Source organism: Dietzia sp. CQ4 (assembly GCF_014145125.1).
GTDB classification, from domain to species: domain Bacteria; phylum Actinomycetota; class Actinomycetes; order Mycobacteriales; family Mycobacteriaceae; genus Dietzia; species Dietzia natronolimnaea.
The window spans coordinates 13,707-31,411 of the sequence record NZ_JAALDZ010000106.1 but is presented as its reverse complement, the minus strand read 5'-3'; the positions used below and the strand labels follow the sequence as shown (position 1 = coordinate 31,411).

At 69.8% G+C, this 17,705-nt stretch carries 22 protein-coding genes; 16 read left to right on the top strand and 6 right to left on the bottom strand.

Going from position 1 to position 17,705, the window contains the following annotated elements; genetic code table 11:
• From G6031_RS06985 to G6031_RS06950, 9 genes are all read left to right on the top strand, one after another.
• A partial coding sequence (locus G6031_RS06985; protein ID WP_206682147.1) for a hypothetical protein occupies positions 1 to 1,170 on the top strand: 1,170 nt, incomplete at its 5' end.
• A 3-nt stretch (positions 1,171 to 1,173) separates the two neighbouring features.
• Entirely contained in the window at positions 1,174 to 2,118 is a 945-nt protein-coding gene (locus tag G6031_RS06980) for a hypothetical protein (protein WP_182652863.1), read from the top strand.
• A 58-nt stretch (positions 2,119 to 2,176) separates the two neighbouring features.
• Positions 2,177 to 2,569 (top strand): hypothetical protein, encoded by a 393-nt coding sequence (locus tag G6031_RS06975; RefSeq protein WP_182652862.1) that lies wholly within the window; start codon positions 2,177 to 2,179, stop codon positions 2,567 to 2,569.
• Entirely contained in the window at positions 2,569 to 2,967 is a 399-nt protein-coding gene (locus tag G6031_RS06970; protein WP_182652861.1) for a hypothetical protein, read from the top strand. The genes G6031_RS06975 and G6031_RS06970 overlap by 1 nt, the downstream gene beginning before the upstream one ends.
• The gene (locus tag G6031_RS19075; RefSeq protein WP_277820077.1) at positions 2,964 to 3,092 is read left to right on the top strand and encodes a hypothetical protein; all 129 of its coding nucleotides are present in this window, start codon (positions 2,964 to 2,966) and stop codon (positions 3,090 to 3,092) included. The genes G6031_RS06970 and G6031_RS19075 overlap by 4 nt, the downstream gene beginning before the upstream one ends.
• A gap of 11 nt (positions 3,093 to 3,103) precedes the next feature.
• A complete protein-coding gene (locus tag G6031_RS06965) occupies positions 3,104 to 3,952 on the top strand; it encodes an N-acetylmuramoyl-L-alanine amidase (protein WP_182652860.1) in 849 nt (282 codons plus the stop codon).
• A 2-nt stretch (positions 3,953 to 3,954) separates the two neighbouring features.
• Entirely contained in the window at positions 3,955 to 4,191 is a 237-nt protein-coding gene (locus G6031_RS06960) for a holin (RefSeq protein ID WP_182652865.1), read from the top strand.
• A complete protein-coding gene (locus G6031_RS06955; protein WP_182652859.1) occupies positions 4,191 to 4,586 on the top strand; it encodes a hypothetical protein in 396 nt (131 codons plus the stop codon). The genes G6031_RS06960 and G6031_RS06955 overlap by 1 nt, the downstream gene beginning before the upstream one ends.
• A complete protein-coding gene (locus G6031_RS06950) occupies positions 4,583 to 4,975 on the top strand; it encodes a hypothetical protein (protein ID WP_182652858.1) in 393 nt (130 codons plus the stop codon). The genes G6031_RS06955 and G6031_RS06950 overlap by 4 nt, the downstream gene beginning before the upstream one ends.
• A 297-nt stretch (positions 4,976 to 5,272) precedes the next feature.
• Here the strand turns inward: G6031_RS06950 and G6031_RS06945 are convergent, their stop codons facing one another.
• The 4 genes from G6031_RS06945 to G6031_RS06930 form a co-directional block, all read right to left on the bottom strand.
• On the bottom strand, positions 5,273 to 5,431 hold the full coding sequence (locus G6031_RS06945; protein WP_182652857.1) for a hypothetical protein: 159 nt from the start codon (positions 5,429 to 5,431) through the stop codon (positions 5,273 to 5,275).
• A 330-nt stretch (positions 5,432 to 5,761) separates the two neighbouring features.
• The gene (locus G6031_RS06940) at positions 5,762 to 6,364 is read right to left on the bottom strand and encodes a hypothetical protein (RefSeq protein ID WP_182652856.1); all 603 of its coding nucleotides are present in this window, start codon (positions 6,362 to 6,364) and stop codon (positions 5,762 to 5,764) included.
• A 485-nt stretch (positions 6,365 to 6,849) separates the two neighbouring features.
• Positions 6,850 to 7,011 carry a hypothetical protein gene (locus G6031_RS06935; RefSeq protein WP_182652855.1) on the bottom strand — a complete coding sequence of 54 codons (162 nt, stop codon included), beginning with the start codon at positions 7,009 to 7,011 and terminating at the stop codon, positions 6,850 to 6,852.
• Complete coding sequence (locus G6031_RS06930) at positions 7,008 to 8,813, bottom strand: thiamine pyrophosphate-requiring protein (protein ID WP_182652854.1); 1,806 nt, start codon at positions 8,811 to 8,813, stop codon at positions 7,008 to 7,010. Before G6031_RS06930 ends, G6031_RS06935 begins: the two co-directional genes overlap by 4 nt.
• Before the next feature lie 185 nt (positions 8,814 to 8,998).
• Here G6031_RS06930 and glmU point away from each other — a divergent pair, with 185 nt between their 5' ends.
• The 4 genes from glmU to G6031_RS06910 all read left to right on the top strand — a co-directional run bounded on the left by glmU (position 8,999) and on the right by G6031_RS06910 (position 12,718).
• Complete coding sequence (gene glmU / locus G6031_RS06925; protein ID WP_182652853.1) at positions 8,999 to 10,459, top strand: bifunctional UDP-N-acetylglucosamine diphosphorylase/glucosamine-1-phosphate N-acetyltransferase GlmU; 1,461 nt, start codon at positions 8,999 to 9,001, stop codon at positions 10,457 to 10,459.
• A 17-nt stretch (positions 10,460 to 10,476) separates the two neighbouring features.
• Positions 10,477 to 11,454, top strand: coding sequence for a ribose-phosphate diphosphokinase (locus tag G6031_RS06920; RefSeq protein WP_179525800.1), 978 nt, complete (start codon positions 10,477 to 10,479; stop codon positions 11,452 to 11,454).
• Between the two features lies 1 nt (position 11,455).
• Entirely contained in the window at positions 11,456 to 11,815 is a 360-nt protein-coding gene (gene arsC / locus G6031_RS06915) for an arsenate reductase (glutaredoxin) (RefSeq protein WP_182652852.1), read from the top strand.
• Between the two features lie 270 nt (positions 11,816 to 12,085).
• Entirely contained in the window at positions 12,086 to 12,718 is a 633-nt protein-coding gene (locus G6031_RS06910; RefSeq protein ID WP_179526307.1) for a 50S ribosomal protein L25/general stress protein Ctc, read from the top strand.
• 156 nt (positions 12,719 to 12,874) lie between these two features.
• Here the strand turns inward: G6031_RS06910 and G6031_RS06905 are convergent, their stop codons facing one another.
• On the bottom strand, positions 12,875 to 13,492 hold the full coding sequence (locus G6031_RS06905) for a LysE family transporter (protein ID WP_182652851.1): 618 nt from the start codon (positions 13,490 to 13,492) through the stop codon (positions 12,875 to 12,877).
• Positions 13,493 to 13,559: 67 nt separating this feature from the next.
• On the opposite strand from G6031_RS06905, the gene G6031_RS06900 reads away from it, so the two are divergent.
• Entirely contained in the window at positions 13,560 to 14,456 is an 897-nt protein-coding gene (locus tag G6031_RS06900; RefSeq protein ID WP_179525803.1) for a LysR family transcriptional regulator ArgP, read from the top strand.
• A gap of 82 nt (positions 14,457 to 14,538) precedes the next feature.
• Complete coding sequence (pth, locus tag G6031_RS06895) at positions 14,539 to 15,138, top strand: aminoacyl-tRNA hydrolase (RefSeq protein ID WP_179525804.1); 600 nt, start codon at positions 14,539 to 14,541, stop codon at positions 15,136 to 15,138.
• A gap of 89 nt (positions 15,139 to 15,227) precedes the next feature.
• On the opposite strand, the gene G6031_RS06890 is transcribed toward pth, so the two are convergent.
• On the bottom strand, positions 15,228 to 15,683 hold the full coding sequence (locus tag G6031_RS06890) for a DUF6508 domain-containing protein (RefSeq protein WP_182652850.1): 456 nt from the start codon (positions 15,681 to 15,683) through the stop codon (positions 15,228 to 15,230).
• Between the two features lie 202 nt (positions 15,684 to 15,885).
• On the opposite strand from G6031_RS06890, the gene G6031_RS06885 reads away from it, so the two are divergent.
• Complete coding sequence (locus tag G6031_RS06885; protein ID WP_182652849.1) at positions 15,886 to 17,568, top strand: peptide chain release factor 3; 1,683 nt, start codon at positions 15,886 to 15,888, stop codon at positions 17,566 to 17,568.
• The last annotated feature ends 137 nt before the right edge of the window (positions 17,569 to 17,705 follow it).

Below are 17,705 nucleotides of genomic sequence, written 5' to 3'. Positions count from 1 at the left end.
GGCCATGCGGGCACCGCGGGCGTGGAGCGTGCGGCGTCGCAGGCGGCGGCGACCCTGGCGGGCGAGCATGCAGCGCAGGCCGGGGTTGAGCGGTGGGCCGCGGTTGACGAGCGGTGGGAGGCTGTTGCCGCCCGCAACGCGGCGATCGGTGCGAAGGACGACACTATCGCCGAGCGGGCCCAGGTCGAGCAGATCCGGGACGCGACCGAGGGCTTCCGCAATGAGGCGGGTCAGCACTCGGCCGACGCTGGCGCACACGCGGCCGAGAGCCAGCACTACGCCGGGGTGTCGGCCGACTTCACGAACACCTCCCGTGACTACCGCGACCAGGCGTTGGCTGCGCGGGACATCGCAGTCGCGAACGGGCTGACGTGGCGCGGCACCTGGTCGGCGGGCACCGCGTACGCCGCGCAGGACGTGGTGACCTACCAGGGCGGGTCCTGGCGGGCGCTCGAACCCTCGACGGGCGTCACCCCGTCGGCCGGCGCTACGTGGGCGATCCTCGCCGCGCGCGGCGAGCCCGGCGAGTCGGGTGCCACGAACGTCACATGGGGCGACGTGTCGGGCAAGCCGGACGACTTCGCACCGAGCGCGCACATGCACGGCCCGGGCGACCTCGGGAACAACCCGGAGTCGCGCAACGCCAGCACCTACATGAACGGGCTAGGCAACTGGACGGTGCCCTACTCGACCATGGTCGAGAGCGAGGCGACCACGGGCACGGCCACCCTCGCGCGGCTCGTGTCTGCATCTGGGCTCAAGGGCACGATCCAGCGGTGGGCGACTGGCGCCTACGGCACAGCGATCTCCGCTATCGGGCAGGCCCTTAACAAGGCTGCGACCGCAGCCGAGGCCCGCGCCGCGATTGGAGCGCTCGGCGGCGCGGGAAGCGTCGGCACCACCGAACTCGCTGATGGTGCGGTGACGGCACCAAAGGTCGCGACCAACGCGATCGCCGGACCGAAGATCCAGGCCGGGGCCGTGAACACGTCCAAGATCGGGGACGATCAGGTCACCCGCGCGAAACTGGAACCGGCTGTACGGACGGAACTCGATGAGCTCCAGGCCGCCGTCGCCGACCTCGAGCCGCGCGGCTGGGACGGCACCCAGGACGACTACGACAACCTGCCGGACATCGACCCGGACCGCAACTACTACATCTGGGAGTGACCCGTGACCCTGCTCCGGCCGTACGACCCGCCGGTTGCGATCTACCGCAACGGGCACGCAATCGCGCGCGTCATGCGCAACGGTGCCGAGGTGTGGTCGGCCGGTGGCTCCTCCGGTTGGGACTGGGTGGACGACTTCACCTCCGACGACCTGCACCCGCGCTGGGAGCCCCTGTTCGGCGCCTACAACCCGCCGGGCCTAGTGAACATGACAGTCGTCGGCCCCGAAGCTGATGAGGCCTTCCGGTGTGAGATCCAGGCCGGGACGGGCGGCGGCGCGGTCGCCCTCACCGCAGGGTTCTCGACTCCGATCTCCCTTGCACACCAGTCGAATGGTGCCGTGCAGCTCGCGAACAACACGACCACCCTGACCTCGAGCGGTCACGCCCTCGGATCGCTGCTCACCCTCAAACGGGAGGATGGGTTCTTCCGTGCCTACATCGACGGGTTCATCGCCCTCGCTGACGGTGGCGGGCAGATGATGTTCGAGGACACCATCACGGACCCGGTGAACCTCGCGGTTGGTGCGTACGGGCGCATCGACTCGGTGAAGTACCGGCGGATCAACTCGCGCTACGTCGGCAGTGGCACCGTGGTCCGTGAGGGCACCTGGGGACCGCTCGAAGTGGAGTCCCCGGGCTGGGTGTTCCGGTCCTACAACGCGCTCGACGGCTACAGCGACTACGGCTACTACGACATCACCGTGGAGGCGTGGGGAGCCGCCGGGACCACCGCCGTCCTCGACGTGAACGAGTCGTCCGGGCAGTACCCGGGAATGACGGCGCTCAGCTCGACAACCACCACCACGGGGTCCGCGGATAGGTCCACGTTCGCCATCGAAGGGCTGATTCTTGGCAACGGGGACACGATCTGGATGGGCGCGACCTGCCCCGTGGGAGCTCCGTTGCAAGGCCGGTATCTCGCCGTCCGGACCGGGGACGTCGAGTAGCGACCCAGCCATCAACCCCCGCAACTCTGCGGGGGTTTCCGCATTTCGGGAGGTCCCCATGCTGAACACGATCGTGCTCGACGGTGCCGGGAGCGAGGGCCGCACCAGCCGGGTCGTCGACCCCGTTACCGACCGACTGGCGGTGAACCTCTCGTGCGCGGTCGAGTGGCAGGACTGGGCGGCATCCGTCATGGGTGCCGGCGGGAGGACTCCGTGGCCCGTCGCGTCCCACAACGCGGTCATCAGGCTCGCGCACCGGATCCGCACAGCCCCGCCAGGTGACCGGTTCATCCTGCTCGGTTTCTCCGCCGGCTGCCGGCCGGTCCGGGAGCTCCTGGACTCACACCCCGAGCTGCACCACCGCATCGCCGCCGTCGGACTCCTCGCGGATCCGTGGCAGCCGCACGACCGGCAGCAGCACGGCGTGCCAACGGGACCGGGTGGGGCGTGATGGGCAGCCGCCCGACACCGCTGATGGACCGCACGTTCTGGTGCGGCCACCCCGGCGACCCGATCTGCCGTGCCGCGTGGGACTCACTGCTGCGGTATCTCACCGCGGCCGCCGACGTAGTGCCGGGCGGATTCATCCGCGCTTTCGTCGAGCACACCCACTTCGGCCGGCTGCAGCTCGTGCCCTTCCTCGGACTCCCGGTCCACGAGTGGTTCGTCGGCCTCGGCCCCCGCATCGACCGGTCCCTCGCCGAGGCCCGCTCGTACCTCGGCGACGGTCACACCGCCGTCTACACCCGCGAGTTCGTCACCACCGACCCCGACACCGGGCGTGAAGACCGCCGGCCCTTGGCCCACCGCCTGGCGGACTCCATCGCCTGGAAGATCAACCACCCGTGAGGGCCCTCGCCTGGACGGTGTGGCACGCCGCCCGCCTGCACCGCCTTCGCATCGGACGCCCCTACGACGCCCCGATGGGCGTGTACGCCCACTGCCGCTGCGGCGACAACCACCAGATCCTTTGAGGAGGAACGACATGGCCAGGGACTACTACAAGCTCGAACCGGACCGCACTTACTTGCAGAGGCAGAACCCGCCGCTCCATTTCACCCCGGGGCGCTCGGGAGCGCGGATCGAGTTCATCACCCGGCACCACCTGATGATGATTGGCGAGGTCGAGGCGGTCGTCGATGGCGTCTGGAACACCCGCCAGGCGTCGGCTCACGTCGTCGTCGGGCCGCGCGGCAGGTGGGGGCAGGCGGTGTGGGACCGCGATACGGCGTGGGCGAACGCGAACGCGTGGGCGAACCAGCGCACCATCGCCCTCGAGCACTCCAACAACACTGGTCGCCACGCGGGCAACGATTACCACGACCTGTCCTGGAACATCTCCGACGAGACCCTGATCTCCGGGGCCCGGATCGGCGCGGCCTACTGCCTGCACGAGAAGCTCGGCGCCCCCGTCTACGGCCGCAGCATCCGCGACCACAACGAGTTCACCTCGACCGGATGCCCAGTCCACCTTCAAGGGCCGCGCCCCGGCAACGCATGGGGCGGCAAGGCCGGCAAGTACCACCACCCATGGATGGAGGAGGCCACCTGGTTCTACGACCAGCTCGACAAGAAGCTCGTCCTCCCGGACGGCACACCGATCGCACCGAAGTTCCCCCCACCGAGTCCCGAGGAGGACGTCATGGCAGCAGACCTGAACACCCAGATCGAGGTCAAGAGCGGCGCGAAGTACCGCGCTCAGGACCTCATCAAGTGGACCGACGAGCGCGTGTATGACCTGACCCGCGAGGGCGGGCGGCTGGACCGGATCGAGGGCACACAGAAGCGCATCGAGTCCAAGCTCGACCGCCTCCTCGACACGAAGGAGAAGTGACCATGTGGACTGCCACGTTCTGGAAAGACGCCGCTGAGCGCGCTGTCAAGACCGCCGCACAGACCGCCGGCGGTGTCCTCGTCGTCGGGGTGCCGATCTGGGAGGTCGACTGGGCCGCCGGGCTCGGCATCACCGCGACCGCTACCGCGCTGTCGCTGCTGACGTCGATCGCCTCGTCCGGTCGGGGTGACCACGAGTCCGCGTCGGCACTGTACGTCGGCAAGCACCGCGCCGGCTGATGCGAGCGTTCGAGCCGCTCCACCCCCGGCTCCGAATCGCCGCCCTCACGATCGCCGCCGCCGGATCCTTCGGGTGTGGCATGGCCTGCCTCAAGCCCCCAGCGAACCCCGTCACCTACCTGTCGACCGTCGTCCCGTTCGGCGCGTGGGCGGCAATCTGGATCATTACCGGGGCCGCGATGCTCGCGGGGATCTGGCATCGGATCATCGCCCGCTGGGCGCTCGCCGTGGGTGCCAGTCTCTGGTTCGTGTGGGGCGCATATCTGGCACTAGCGAGCGTGCTCGGACTGTCGGAACGGGGCTGGTCGCACTCGATCAGCATGTTGACCCTGTCGGGAGTGCTGGTGGTCATCACCGCGCTAGCCGACACGGTGGGGCCGGGTGGTGACCCGTGACGTGGGAGCATCTGGCGGGCGCTGGGGCAACCGCATTGGCGGCGTTGATGGCGTACGGAACGGCGTGGCTGGCCCGCCGGACGGGCCGCGAAGCGAACGCAACCGCCGCCACCACGGCAACGACCGCAGACTGGTCCACGTTCGTGCAGGAACAACGAGCGGAGCGCGCCGCCGAGCGCGAGTGGATGGAAGCGTGCCTCGCCGAGCGTGACGAGCGAATCGAGCGGCTGGAGAACCGGGTCGGGTCGCTGCAGAGACGCTTCGACGAGCTCGAGCGGAAGTACCGTCTCGCGATCGCCTACATCCGGCGCCTGGTCAAGAAGCTCCAGCAGCATGTCGACCCAGAGGACATCGAGACCCCGCCGGACGAAATCAGTCCGGACCTGTGAGGCCCACCGGCCTCACACCGCACGATAAAGCCGCCCCCACCATCAGGTGGGGGCGGCTTCATCATTTCGCCTTGCTGGTCGGAGCGTTCGTCACCGGCGATCCTGGTCGCGCGGCGTGCCAGTCGCGGACTTCGTCGGCGCGCCATATCTGCAGGCCCTCGAACTTGTCGACCGGTGGCGGGCACTGTCCTCGCCCGGCGTACGAGCGCCAGGTCGCTGGCGAGATCCCGCAGTGGTCGGCGCACTGTCGGGCCGTCCAGTAGTGACGCCCGCTGTCGGTGTCCGTGATGGTGAGTTTCACCGCGGCCGCCGCCGCAGGAACGTGGCGGCGTCGATGCTCGTGGTGACCACGAGCCCGGCCGTGAGACCGACGGTCAGCGCGGTTGGGAAGCCGCCGACGTAGCTGGCCACGACGGCCGCGATGAGCGCGAGGCTCGTCGCTCTGAGTGCATTCATGGGGTTCTCCGTTCTGGGAGCGTGTGGTGGGATGAGACTGAAGTCCCACCCCGCCCGATTCCAGCGGGCGGGGCGGGGCTTCGCTAGTCGTCGTCGAAGTGCTCGGCGACGATGATCATCGTGGTGATGATCGCGCATCCGGTGGTGATCCCGAGTGCGACTAGCTCGATCGTCTCTCTCACGTTGCCCCCTCTCTTTTGTTGTACCCACAGCATACCAAACATGCGCGGTATGGGGCAAGGTGCAGCAACAGTGAGTTTGACCGGGTTCCCGCCGCACAGGAAAGCCGCCCCCACCTAAATGCTGGGGGCGGCTTCCGGCGGTCGCGGGTCAGCGCAGGTTGCAGTCGACCGTGTCCTCCCCCTGAAGAACCGTGATCCGACCCGGCTCGACGTCGACGACCACGTGATTGGCCATTTCGCCCTGCTCGCCGTTGGTCCACGCCCACTGGTGCCTCTCGTCCTCGACCCGGCCGGCGTAGCAGTACGCCAGCCCGTCGACCTCGTCCGGCAGCCGAGCACCCATCCACTCTGCGAGTTCTTCGAAGTCCTTGCCGGCCACCTCGTAGATGCCGGCCCCGCCCGACTCGGAGACAGTCGCGGTCGCGGGTACGACGATCCCGTCCACGAACGTGCGCTGAGTCTCTTCGACCGGCTCTGGGGCAGGCGTGGCATCTGTCAGCGTCTCGGTCGCCGGTTCCGAGGTGGCGGGCGAGGTCGTCCCCTGCTGCGTCGCGGCGGTGTCGTCATCCTCCCCCGACACGATGGTTGCGCACATTCCCACAAGTACAAGCACACCTAAAATGACCAGGCCCCACTTCAACCACCCGCCCCGCTTCTTGGCCGGCGGCACAGGACGCTGGCCGTTGTTGTGGGAGCCCGCCACCCAGTAGTCGTCGGAATTGGCGTACTGCCGTGGGCCTTGATCCGTCATACCCGAACCTTCCGTCAATGGAGAATCCTTCATATCAGGTGTGAACGACACTCAGTTGGAACTCCAACGTGCGACGTCGATGGGGTCACACCCACCGGCTGTGTGGCTTCCATCGTGTGACAGCACCACACTGACGACATTCATGGACCCGTGTGCCCTGCTCGAGAGTGCCGGCGAGCGGGGCAACCCAGCCAACGAGAACGCGATCCGGGCCGAGCGCATGGCCGTTCGGGCAGTGGGTGGGGGCGTCCTCAGTCCATCGCATGGGCGGAGGCTAGAGGGCGCCTGCGACAGGCCACCCCCGTCCCGCACTGGTCCCGCACCAACTCGCCCAGCCATCGCGCCGCGCGTGCTCGGCGCACTACGCGCACTCCTTGGACCAGCGCCGATACCGAACGCGGAGGCGGGCCGGGCCCGCCTACAATTGGGTTCAGATATTCCAGGTTCGAGTCCTGGCGGGGGAGCCACCGGCCCCCTCGCGGACCTCAGCCCATCCCGCCGGAGATCGCGAGCGCCAGGACGAGCAGCAGGATCGCCACGATCGCCAGAACGGCGAGCACGGGTTGGCGCCGGTTGCGCGGGGTGCGGACCTCCTCCTCACCCTGCTGGGTGACGGACTGGGGGTCGGACTCGTTCGCTCCGGTCATGTGAACCTCTCCTCTTCGATTCGGGCGTACTCCTCCAGCAGTACCAACCCGTGGCGTCCGGCGTCGCCTTCCGCCCGCAGGCCCTCGCGCATCGACCCGAGCATCTCCCGGCCGTGGGGGAAGGGCGGCAGCAGCGGGACGTCGGGGTCGGTGACCGCCTCGATCACCGTGGGCCGGTCCGCCGTGAACGCCGCCTCCAGCGCGGCGTCGAGTTGGTCGGCATCCTCGACCCGAACCCCGCGCAGCCCCAGCAGCCGGGCGTAACCGGCCATGTCGAACGCCGGGACGTCCTGCGAGGGCGCGAACCGCGGGGCCGCCTCGGTCTCCCGCTGCTCCCAGCTCACCTCCGCCAGGTCGCCGTTGCACAGCACCACCACCACCATCGTGGGGTCATCCCATCCGGGCCACGCCTCGGAGACGGTGATCAGCTCGTTGATCCCCAACATCTGCACGGCCCCGTCGCCGGCCAGCACCACGACGGGCCTGGCCGGGGCGGTGGCCTTGGCGGCGATCGCGTACGGGATGCCGCACCCCATCGACGCCAGCGTGGACGACAGGTGTGCCGGGACCGAGGTCGGCAGGTCCATCTGCCGGACGTAGTGGTACACCGAGCTGCCCACGTCCACGGCGAGCCGGGAGTCGTGCGGCATGTGACGGCACAATCTGCGCGCCACGAGCTCCGGGTTGAGGCCGCGGGCCGGCACCTCCGCGCGTTCGCGGGAGATCTCGCGCCACTGCCCGACCCATTGCTCCACCTCGCCGCGCCACGCGGACCGGTCACGCTCCCCCACGCGCTCGGTCAGCGCGCGCAGCGCCACCGCGGCGTCACCGACCAGCCCCACCTCGACGGGGTAGCGGTTGGCCAGGTGGGACGGGTCGAGGTCGATCTGCACGGCCCGCGCCTGCCCGGGCACCGGGTAGAACTCCGTCCAGGGATCGTTCGATCCGACTATCAGGAGGGTGTCGCAGTTCTGCAGGATGCGCGCGCTCGCCGTCGTCCCCAGGTGCCCCATCGTTCCACCCACCAGAGGATGGGACTCGTCGACGTACGGCTTGCCCAGGAGGCTCATCGTCACCCCGGCGTCCAGGGCCTCGGCCAGGTCCATCAGCTCCTGCCGGGCCCCGGCCATGCCGCGCCCGGCGAGGATGGCGATGCGCTCCCCCGCGTCCAGCAGCTCGACCGCGCGGGCCACGTCGTCCTCGCGCGGCGAGACCACCCCGTGCGTCCACTCGGGCGCGGTCACGACGACCCCGTGCTCCTGACCGTCGTCCCCGGCCAGCTCGGGCGCCGGCGCGTTCTGCACGTCATGGGGGATCACCACCACGACCGGGGTCCGGTGCGTCAGGGCGGCGCGGAACGCCCGGTCGATCACCATCGGCAGCTGGTCGGCGGCGACGACGGTCTGCATGAAGGGCCCGGCGACGTCGGCGAACACGCTGCTCAGGTCGATCTCCTGCTGGTAACCGGAGCCGAGCACGCCCGTGTGCTGCTGCGCCACCAGCGCCACCACCGGGACGCTGTCCAGCTTGGCGTCGTACAGGCCGTTGAGCAGGTGCACGGCACCCGGGCCCTGTGTGGAGTTGACCACTCCCACCCCGCCCGAGTACTTGGCGTCGGCCACCGCCATGAACGCCGCGGACTCCTCGTGCCGCGCCCGCATGAACCGCGGTGCCACGTCGGACCGCTGCAGCGCGCCGAGTATCGGGTTGTTCCCGTCCCCGGCGTATCCGTAGATCCGTTCCACATCCCAGGCGACCAGTCGTTCGACGACGAGGTCGGCCACCGTCTTGTCGTGGGTCATCTGTGTCCCCTCTCCGATTGACGGCCCTGATGGTGGGCCCCACCGTAGGGGCCGCACAGGCGGGCCTCCACCGGTACCGCGCAACGACGTGGTCCCCGTCAGACCCAGCCCTTATCCTTTCGGGGACGGTCCGCTCGCCGGACGCGAACCCGACACCGGCACGCCACGCCGCCCGAGGAGACTTGATGACGACACCCGACACCGACCGCTCGCAGACCGCGGTCATCGTCCTGGCCGCCGGTTCCGGCACCCGGATGAAGAGCGCGACGCCCAAGATGCTGCACCGGGTGTGCGGCCGGACGATGCTCGGGCACGCGCTGCACGCCGCGGCCGGGATCCACCCGGAGCAGATCGTCGTGGTGGTGGGGCACCAGCGTGAGCAGGTCGGGGCCGCGGTCGCCGAACTCGCCGTCGACCTGGGTGTCCCGGTGACCACCGCGGTGCAGGAGGAGCAGAACGGCACGGGCGACGCGGTGGCCGCGGGCATGGCCGCCCTGCCCGCCGACTTCTCGGGAACGGTGCTGGTCACCACCTCGGACATCCCCCTGCTGGACGCCGACACCCTCCGCGAGGTGGTCACGCGCCACGACCTCCGGCCACGCGCCTCGGTCACCATCCTGACCTCCACGGCCCCCGACCCCACGGGGTACGGGCGGATCGTGCGGAACGACGACGGCGAGGTGCTCAGGATCGTCGAGCACAAGGACGCCTCGGACGACGAACGGGCGATCGACGAGGTCAACTCCGGCATCTACGCCTTCGACGCCCGCGTCCTGCGGGAGAAGTTGGGCGAGCTGGGCACCGACAACTCGCAGGGCGAGCTGTACCTGACCGACGTCATCCAGTTGGCGCGTCAGTCCAACGGGCTCATCCGCGGCCACCGTGTCGAGGACGCCGATCTGGTGGCCGGGGTCAACGACCGCGTCCAGCTGGCCGGGCTGGCCGCCGAGATGAACCGTCGTCTGTGTGAGACGGCCATGCGCGCCGGCGCGACGATCGTCGATCCGGGCAGCACCTGGGTGGACGTGGACGTCCGCATCGGCCGGGACGTCACCATCCTGCCGGGCACCCACCTCACCGGCTCCACCGTGATCGGCGACGGCGCGACCGTCGGACCCGACACCACCCTGCAGGACACCACGGTCGGCGAGGGCGCGAGCGTCGTGCGCACCCATGCCGTCGGCGCGAGCATCGGGCCCGGAGCGGAGGTCGGCCCGTTCGCCTACCTGCGTCCGCAGGCGGAGCTCGGCGAGCGCAGCAAGATCGGCACCTTCGTGGAGGTCAAGAAGTCGAGCATCGGGGCGCACACCAAGGTCCCGCACCTGACCTACGTGGGCGACGCGACCATCGGGGAGCACACCAATATCGGGGCATCCAGCGTCTTCGTCAATTACGACGGGGTGAACAAGAACCGTACAGTGATCGGCGATCACTGCCGCACCGGTTCGGACACCATGTTCATCGCACCGGTGACCGTCGGAGACGGGGCCTATTCGGGCGCGGGTACCGTGATCAAGAACGACGTCCCGCCCGGGGCCCTGGCGGTGTCCGGCGGACGACAGAGGAACATCGACGACTGGGTGATCGAGAACCGACCGGATTCCGGCTCGGCCGAGGCCGCCCTACGTACCCGGAACGACTCCTAGAAGGACGGACTCACCGAGTGAGCGAGTGGATCGACAACCAGAAGAACCTGATGTTTTTCGCGGGGCGTGCGCACCCCGAACTCTCGGATCAGGTCGCCGCCGAGCTGGGGATCGAGGTCACCCCCCAGACCGCCCGCGACTTCGCCAACGGGGAGATCTTCGTCCGCTTCGAGCAGTCTGTCCGCGGCTGCGACGCGTTCGTGCTGCAGAGCTGCCCGGCGCCGCTGAACAAGTGGATCATGGAGCAGCTCATCATGATCGACGCCCTCAAGCGCGGCAGCGCCAAGCGGATCACGGCCGTTCTGCCGTTCTATCCGTACGCGCGGCAGGACAAGAAGCACCGGGGTCGTGAGCCCATCTCGGCCCGCCTGATCGCCGACCTGCTCAAGACCGCCGGCGCCGACCGGATCATCACGGTCGACCTGCACACCGACCAGATCCAGGGATTCTTCGACGGCCCGGTCGACCACATGCACGCCCAGGGCCAGCTGTCGGACTACGTGCGTGAGCACTACGGCACGGACAACATCTGCGTGGTCTCCCCCGACGCCGGCCGCGTCAAGGTGGGCGAGAAGTGGGCCGACGCCCTCGACGGTGCGCCCCTGGCGTTCGTCCACAAGACCCGCGACCCCAACGTGCCCAACCAGGTCAAGTCCAACCGCGTCGTGGGTGACGTCGAGGGACGCACCTGTGTGCTGATGGACGACATGATCGACACCGGCGGCACCATCGCCGGCGCCGTCAAGGTCCTCAAGGACGCCGGTGCCGGCGACGTGATCATCGCCTGTACCCACGGTGTCTTCTCCGACCCGGCGGCCGAGCGGCTGGCCACGTGCGGGGCCAAGGAGGTCATCACCACCGACACGCTGCCGATCCCGCCGGAGAAGCGGTTCGACAACCTCACCGTGCTGTCCATCGCCCCGCTGCTGGCCCGGACCATCCACGAGGTCTTCGAGAACGGCTCGGTGACCAGCCTGTTCAACGGGAACGCCTGACATGTCCGCGGACGCCGCGGGTCGCGCCACGATCTACCACAACCCGCGCTGTTCGAAGTCCCGGCAGGCGCTCGACCTGCTGCGCGAGCGGGGGGTCGAGCCGACTGTGGTCAAGTACCTCGACACCCCGCCCACGGTCCCCGAGCTCCGCACCCTCATCTCCGATGCCGGGCTGACGGTGCGGCAGGCCGTGCGGGTCAAGGAGGCCGAGTTCACCGAGCTGGGTCTGCTCGAGGCCTCGGACGAGGAACTGCTCGAGGCGATGGTGTCGCACCCCCGGCTCATCGAGCGGCCCTTCGTCGTCACCGGCAAGGGCACCCGCCTGGCGCGGCCCACCTCGGCCGTCGAGGACATCCTCTGACGGTTGGGGGGATCGCCGTGACCCGGAGCCCGGGGTGCCCGGCGTGACCCGGAGCCCGGGGTGCCCGGCGTGATTTGGGGGCCGGGCTCCGCGCCGCTAGGCTGATCGGGTCATCTCGGCGAGGGAGGGCCCTGCAGGGGCCACTCCGTTATCGACGCGATCATTGTCGGTGTGGTCCCCGGTGGGCCGCCCCGGGCGATCGTCTCGGTCGCCGGGGAGGTCTCCCGCCCGCAGAGCGCACGCGCGCTCCCCACCGACAGAAGGTTCACCATGGCCAAGGAAATCAACAACCTCAAGACCACCATCCGCACCGAGTTCGGCAAGGGCTCCGCCCGCCGCGCCCGTCGTGAGGGCCAGGTCCCCGCGGTGCTCTACGGCCACCACACCGAGCCGCGCCACCTCCTCCTCAACACCCTGGAGTTCGCCGCGGTGCTGCGTGCGCACGGCACCAACTCGCTGCTCACGCTGGACATCGAGGGCGAGGAGCAGCTCGCGCTGCCCAAGCAGATCGACGTGCACCCGCTGACCCGCGTCATCGAGCACACCGACCTGCTCGTCGTGCGCAAGGGCGAGAAGGTCACGGTCGAGGTCTCCGTCACGGTCGTCGGCGACGCCGCCCCGGGCACCCTCGTCACCCAGGACGCCAGCTACGTCGAGATCGAGGCCGACGCCACCCTCCTGCCCGAGGGCTTCGAGGTCTCGGTCGAGGACGCCGAGGCCGGCCTCCAGATCACCGCCGCCGACATCGAGCTCCCCGCCGGCAGCACCCTGGTCTCCGATCCCGAGACCCTGATCGTCAACGTGATCGAGGCGCCGACCGAGGCGGACCTCGAGTCCGAGGAGGAGGCAGCCCCCCAGGGTGAGGCCGCCGAGGACGCCGCCCAGGCCGCCGAAGAGGCGTGATCCCCCTCGCCGCGGCCTGAGCTGCGGCGACACCGCCCGCGGGCCCGCTACCGACCATCGAGTCGGAGCGGGCCCGCGGTCGATTCCGGAATCCCTCGTCCGGACGCTCCGGCCGGCTGGTCCCGACCGCAGTCGAGACCTAGCCGCAGTCGAGACCTAGCCCCGAATGAGGCCCACGGCCAGGACGACCATCATCACGGCGATCCCCGCGTCCAGTACCCGCCACGCCCCGGGCCTGGCGAACACTCCGCGCAGGGTCCTGCCCCCGAAACCGATCAACGCGAACCATGCCGTTCCGGCGAGGAACGCCCCGGCCGCGAACACCCAGCGCAGATCCCCCGCCTGCTGGTTGGCGAGGGTCCCCAGGAACACCACGCTGTCGAGATAGGCGTGGGGGTTGAGCCAGGTGAACGCCGCGCACGCCGCCACCGCGCCCAGGGTCGAGGGGATCCGTGCGTCGCCGTCCACCTGCAGCCCGCTGCCGGGGCGCAGGGCGCGGGATGCGGCGAAGGCGCCGTAGGCCAGCAGGAACACCACCCCGAACCACTTCATCACCGTGATGGCGGCGGGCGCGGACTCGACCAGCGCCCCGACCCCGGCCACGCCGAGCAGGATCAGGGCCGCCTCGGACAGGACGCAGAAGATCACGATCGGGACCATCGCCACGTCGCCGCGGATCGAGCGTTGGAGGACGTAGGCGTTCTGTGCGCCGACGGCGGCGATGAGCCCGAGGCCCATGCCGGCGCCCATGAGAAGCGTGGAGGTGGTGGTCACGTCCCCACGCTAGGGTCGCGATGGATGTAGCGCTACTACAGTTCCTTGGCTAGCATTAGCCTCACTTATGGACGCACTTCACCTGGACCAGTTGCGCACCCTCGTGGCCGTCGTCGACCTCGGTTCGTTCGACGCGGCCGCCACCCACCTCCACCTCACGCAGTCCGCGGTGTCCCAGCGGATTCGAGCGCTGGAGGATTCGGCCGGCCGAATCCTGGTCCGCCGGGACCGCCCGGTCACGGCGACCGACTCCGGCGAGACAGTGCTCCGGACCGCACGGCAGATGCTCCACCTCGAGGAATCCCTGTCCCGGGAGTTCGACGGAGCGGGCACCCCGACAGAGCATGTGGTCCTGGCGGTGGCGTGCAACTCCGATTCGCTGGCCACCTGGTTCCTCGACGCCATGACCGAGGTCCACTCCTCGGGCCGGGTGGTCTTCGACCTCCGCCGCGAGGACGAGTCGTTGTCCTCCCAGCTCCTCCGGCGGGGCGAGGTGATGGCGGCGGTGACCAGCGAGTCCCGACCCGTCCAGGGGTGCCGGTCACTGCCGCTGGGGTCGATGCGGTACCTCGCGTGCGCCAGTCCCGGGTTCGTGGCCCGGCACCTGCGGGACGGTTCGCCCACGACCGCGCTGGGCCGAGCCCCCATCGTCGACTTCGATCGCAGCGACGCCCACCAGAACCACCACTACCGACGGTTGGCCCGCCGCGAACCGACCGGACCCCGACACTTCGTGCCCAGTTCGCACGACCACGTCCGGGCCATCGCCGCAGGGCTGGGCTGGGGCCTGGTCCCCGAGCGACTGGCCACACCGTGGCTGGTCTCCGGCGAGCTCGCCGAGGTCTCCCCCGACCGCCCCCTCGACGTCCCACTGTTCTGGCAACACTGGAGACTCCAGTCCCCCGACCTCGACGCCCTGACGGCGGCGGTGCTCGAGACGGCCCGGGCCGAGCTGCAGGCATGACGGCCCGAGCCGGAGCGGAGACGAGCGGGTGGGGAGTCGACCGACGGGAGCGGCGACCGACCCGGTCTGGGACCATGGGTCCGTGAGTACCGCTGACGCCCCCGGACCCAGACTCGTCGTGGGCCTGGCCAACCCCGGTCCCGACTACGAGGGCACCCGACACAACATCGGCTGGGACGTGCTGGTCGAGCTCGCCTCCCGCGCCCTGCCCATGCCCGCGAGCTTCTCCACGCACAAGCGGACCAACTGCGAGGTCGCCCAGACGCGCTTGGCCGACCAGGCCGTGGTACTGGCCCGTCCGCGCAGCTACATGAACCTGTCCGGGGGCCCCGTCGCGGCGGTGGCGAAGTACTTCTCCGTCGCCCCCACCGAGGTGATCGTGGTGCACGACGAGATCGACATCGACTTCGGTCAGGTCCGGCTCAAGCGTGGCGGGGGCGAGGGCGGGCACAACGGCCTGCGCTCGGTGACCAGCGCCCTCGGCACGCGCGACTACATCCGCGTCCGCGCGGGGGTCGGCCGGCCACCGGGTCGCATGGCGGTGGCGGATTACGTGCTCAAGCGCTTCTCTAAGCTCGAGCAACCCGACGTGCCGTTCCTGGTCCAGGACGCCGCCGACGCCGTCGAACTGCTCCTCACGCACGGGCTGGAGACCGCCCAGAACCAGGTCCACTCCGCGTGAGCCGTCCCCGGCGGCTGCGACGTGACGCCGCCCTGGGCGGGGGGCACTGACGGGCCGGAGCAGGAGCGCACGACCGGCTCGTGGGGCGATCACATGTCGTACAGCTCTCGCAGCCGGTCGAGAAGCGCCACGAGCGCCCCGCTCTCCAGCGACGCCGCGACCTCACCCTCGCTGAACCTCTCGGACCGCATCATCCAGGTGAGCAGCGCGACGGTCAGCTCCTCGTCGGAGTCCCGGGCCAACGCCACGAGATCAGGTGCCCGGCTGCCCATTCCGTGCCCACCTCGCCGCCGAAGCGTCCGCCGGTACTCGACATCGGTCAGCGCTCCCCCGTTGCAGACCTCCATGACCTTCTCGGTGTCGCGGTCGTAGATCGGGTACCGGAGGTTATACGAGCCGTCCTCGTTCCGACCGCCCCCGGACCACACGACCGAGCGGACACCACGCAACCGCTCGATCGCCGGGAGCAGGTCGCGTAGCGCCGCCCTCCGCTCCTCGCGTACCCGTGCGTCCCCGACCACAGAACCGTCCCTGCTCGCACTCATTCCCGTCTCCGCTCCGGCGCGTCCGGTGACGCCGCCACTGCGCACCGTAGGCGCCGGGTCCGACATGGCGCCCCGCGTGACCTCGCCTTTCGTGCGCGCCCGCCGACCCCGGGCGGCGCACTGGCGGATTGGGTGCTCGAACGTGGACGGACGTACCCTGGGATGACGACGGCGAGGGCCGCCGGAGCACCGAGGAGGACGCGTGACGGAGACCGCCGAGGACACCGGGACGACCGGGCAACCCGCTGGTCCCGACAGGTCCGGGGCCCACGCGGACGTACGCTCCGAGGTGGCCCGACGCCGCACCTTCGCCGTGATCGCCCACCCGGACGCCGGCAAGTCCACGCTCACCGAGGCGCTCGCGCTGCACGCGCGGGTCATCACCGAGGCCGGCGCCGTCCACGGCAAGTCCGGTCGCCGCGCCACCGTGTCGGACTGGATGGAGATGGAGAAGGCCCGCGGCATCTCGGTCAGCTCCACGGCACTGCAGTTCACCTACAAGCCGGCCGGGTCGCCGGACGACGACGAGCCGTACGTCATCAACCTGGTGGACACCCCGGGCCACGCCGACTTCTCCGAGGACACCTACCGCGTTCTCACCGCGGTCGATGCCGCGGTCATGCTCATCGACGCCGCCAAGGGCCTCGAGCCGCAGACGCTGAAGCTGTTCCGGGTGTGCAAGCACAACGGGCTGCCCATCATCACGGTGATCAACAAGTGGGACCGGCCGGGGCAGGCGCCGCTGGAACTGCTGGACGAGATCACCGAGCAGATCGGCCTGGTCCCCACCCCCCTGTTCATGCCCGTGGGCATCGCCGGTGACTACCGGGGTTTGCTCCGCCGCGGCCCCGAGGGGGCGCCGGAGGAGTACATCCACTTCACCCGCACCGCCGGCGGCTCGACCATCGCCCCGGAGGAGCACTACGACCCGGCCGCCGCCGCCGAGCGCGAGGGCGAGGTCTGGGAGACCGCCGTCGAGGAGTCCGAACTGCTCTCCGCCATGGGTCAGGACCACGACCAGGAGCTCTACCTGGCCGGCGAGACCAGCCCGGTGATCTTCGCCTCCGCGATGCTCAACTTCGGCGTCCACCAGATCCTCGACGCGTTGGTCGAGCTGGCCCCGCCGCCGCACGCGTGGGACACCGTCACCGGCGCGCCGCGTGAGACCTCGGATCCGTTCTCCGCGGTCGTGTTCAAGGTGCAGGCCGGCATGGACGCCGCGCACCGCGACCGGCTCGCGTTCATGCGCGTGGTCTCCGGCGAGTTCGAGCGCGGCATGGTGGTCACCCACGCCCAGTCCGCCAAGCCGTTCACCACGAAGTACGCGCTCACCGTCTTCGGCCGCGACCGCACCACCGTCGAGACCGCCTACCCGGGCGACGTGGTGGGCCTGGTCAACGCCACCGCGCTGGCCCCCGGCGACACCCTCTACACCGGTAAGAAGGTGCAGTTCCCGCCGATCCCCCAGTTCGCCCCCGAGCACTTCGCCGTGGTCCGCGCGCAATCGCTGGGCAAGTACAAGCAGTTCCGCAAGGCCATCGACCAGCTGGCCGCCGAGGGCGTGGTGCAGATCCTGCGCAACGACACCCGCGGCGACGCGAACCCCGTCATGGCGGCGGTCGGGCCCATGCAGTTCGAGGTGGTGACCGCCCGCATGAAGACCGAGTTCAACGTCGAGGTCGTCGTCGACAACCTGCCCTACTCCATCGCCCGCCGCACCGACGCCGCCTCGGCCGACGAGCTCGGCCGCCAGCGCGGAGTGGAGGTGTTCCAGCGCACCGACGGCGAGCTGCTGGCCCTGTTCGGCGACAAATGGCGTCTGCAGTACATCAGCAAGGAGATGGATCACCTCACCATCGAACCGCTGGTCGCCGACACCAACTGACCCTCGAGTCACACACGCCTCACCGGGCCCGGGAAAGCTCTGAACAACCGTCCAGAAATTGCTCGGATAGGGCTCGGAACGGCCCACCCTTGGTTAAGCTCCCTCTCACGCCGACGCCCTCGCCGACCCACGGCGGG

Coding starts and splice junctions, on each gene's coding strand:
- G6031_RS06975 (WP_182652862.1), top strand. CDS start 2,177: ATGCTGAACACGATCGTGCTCGACGGTGCCGGGAGCGAGGGCCGCACC.
- G6031_RS06970 (WP_182652861.1), top strand. CDS start 2,569: ATGGGCAGCCGCCCGACACCGCTGATGGACCGCACGTTCTGGTGCGGC.
- G6031_RS06965 (WP_182652860.1), top strand. CDS start 3,104: ATGGCCAGGGACTACTACAAGCTCGAACCGGACCGCACTTACTTGCAG.
- G6031_RS06960 (WP_182652865.1), top strand. CDS start 3,955: ATGTGGACTGCCACGTTCTGGAAAGACGCCGCTGAGCGCGCTGTCAAG.
- G6031_RS06955 (WP_182652859.1), top strand. CDS start 4,191: ATGCGAGCGTTCGAGCCGCTCCACCCCCGGCTCCGAATCGCCGCCCTC.
- G6031_RS06945 (WP_182652857.1), bottom strand. CDS start 5,431: ATGAATGCACTCAGAGCGACGAGCCTCGCGCTCATCGCGGCCGTCGTG.
- G6031_RS06940 (WP_182652856.1), bottom strand. CDS start 6,364: ATGACGGATCAAGGCCCACGGCAGTACGCCAATTCCGACGACTACTGG.
- G6031_RS06935 (WP_182652855.1), bottom strand. CDS start 7,011: ATGACCGGAGCGAACGAGTCCGACCCCCAGTCCGTCACCCAGCAGGGT.
- G6031_RS06930 (WP_182652854.1), bottom strand. CDS start 8,813: ATGACCCACGACAAGACGGTGGCCGACCTCGTCGTCGAACGACTGGTC.
- glmU (WP_182652853.1), top strand. CDS start 8,999: ATGACGACACCCGACACCGACCGCTCGCAGACCGCGGTCATCGTCCTG.
- arsC (WP_182652852.1), top strand. CDS start 11,456: ATGTCCGCGGACGCCGCGGGTCGCGCCACGATCTACCACAACCCGCGC.
- G6031_RS06910 (WP_179526307.1), top strand. CDS start 12,086: ATGGCCAAGGAAATCAACAACCTCAAGACCACCATCCGCACCGAGTTC.
- G6031_RS06900 (WP_179525803.1), top strand. CDS start 13,560: ATGGACGCACTTCACCTGGACCAGTTGCGCACCCTCGTGGCCGTCGTC.
- G6031_RS06890 (WP_182652850.1), bottom strand. CDS start 15,683: ATGAGTGCGAGCAGGGACGGTTCTGTGGTCGGGGACGCACGGGTACGC.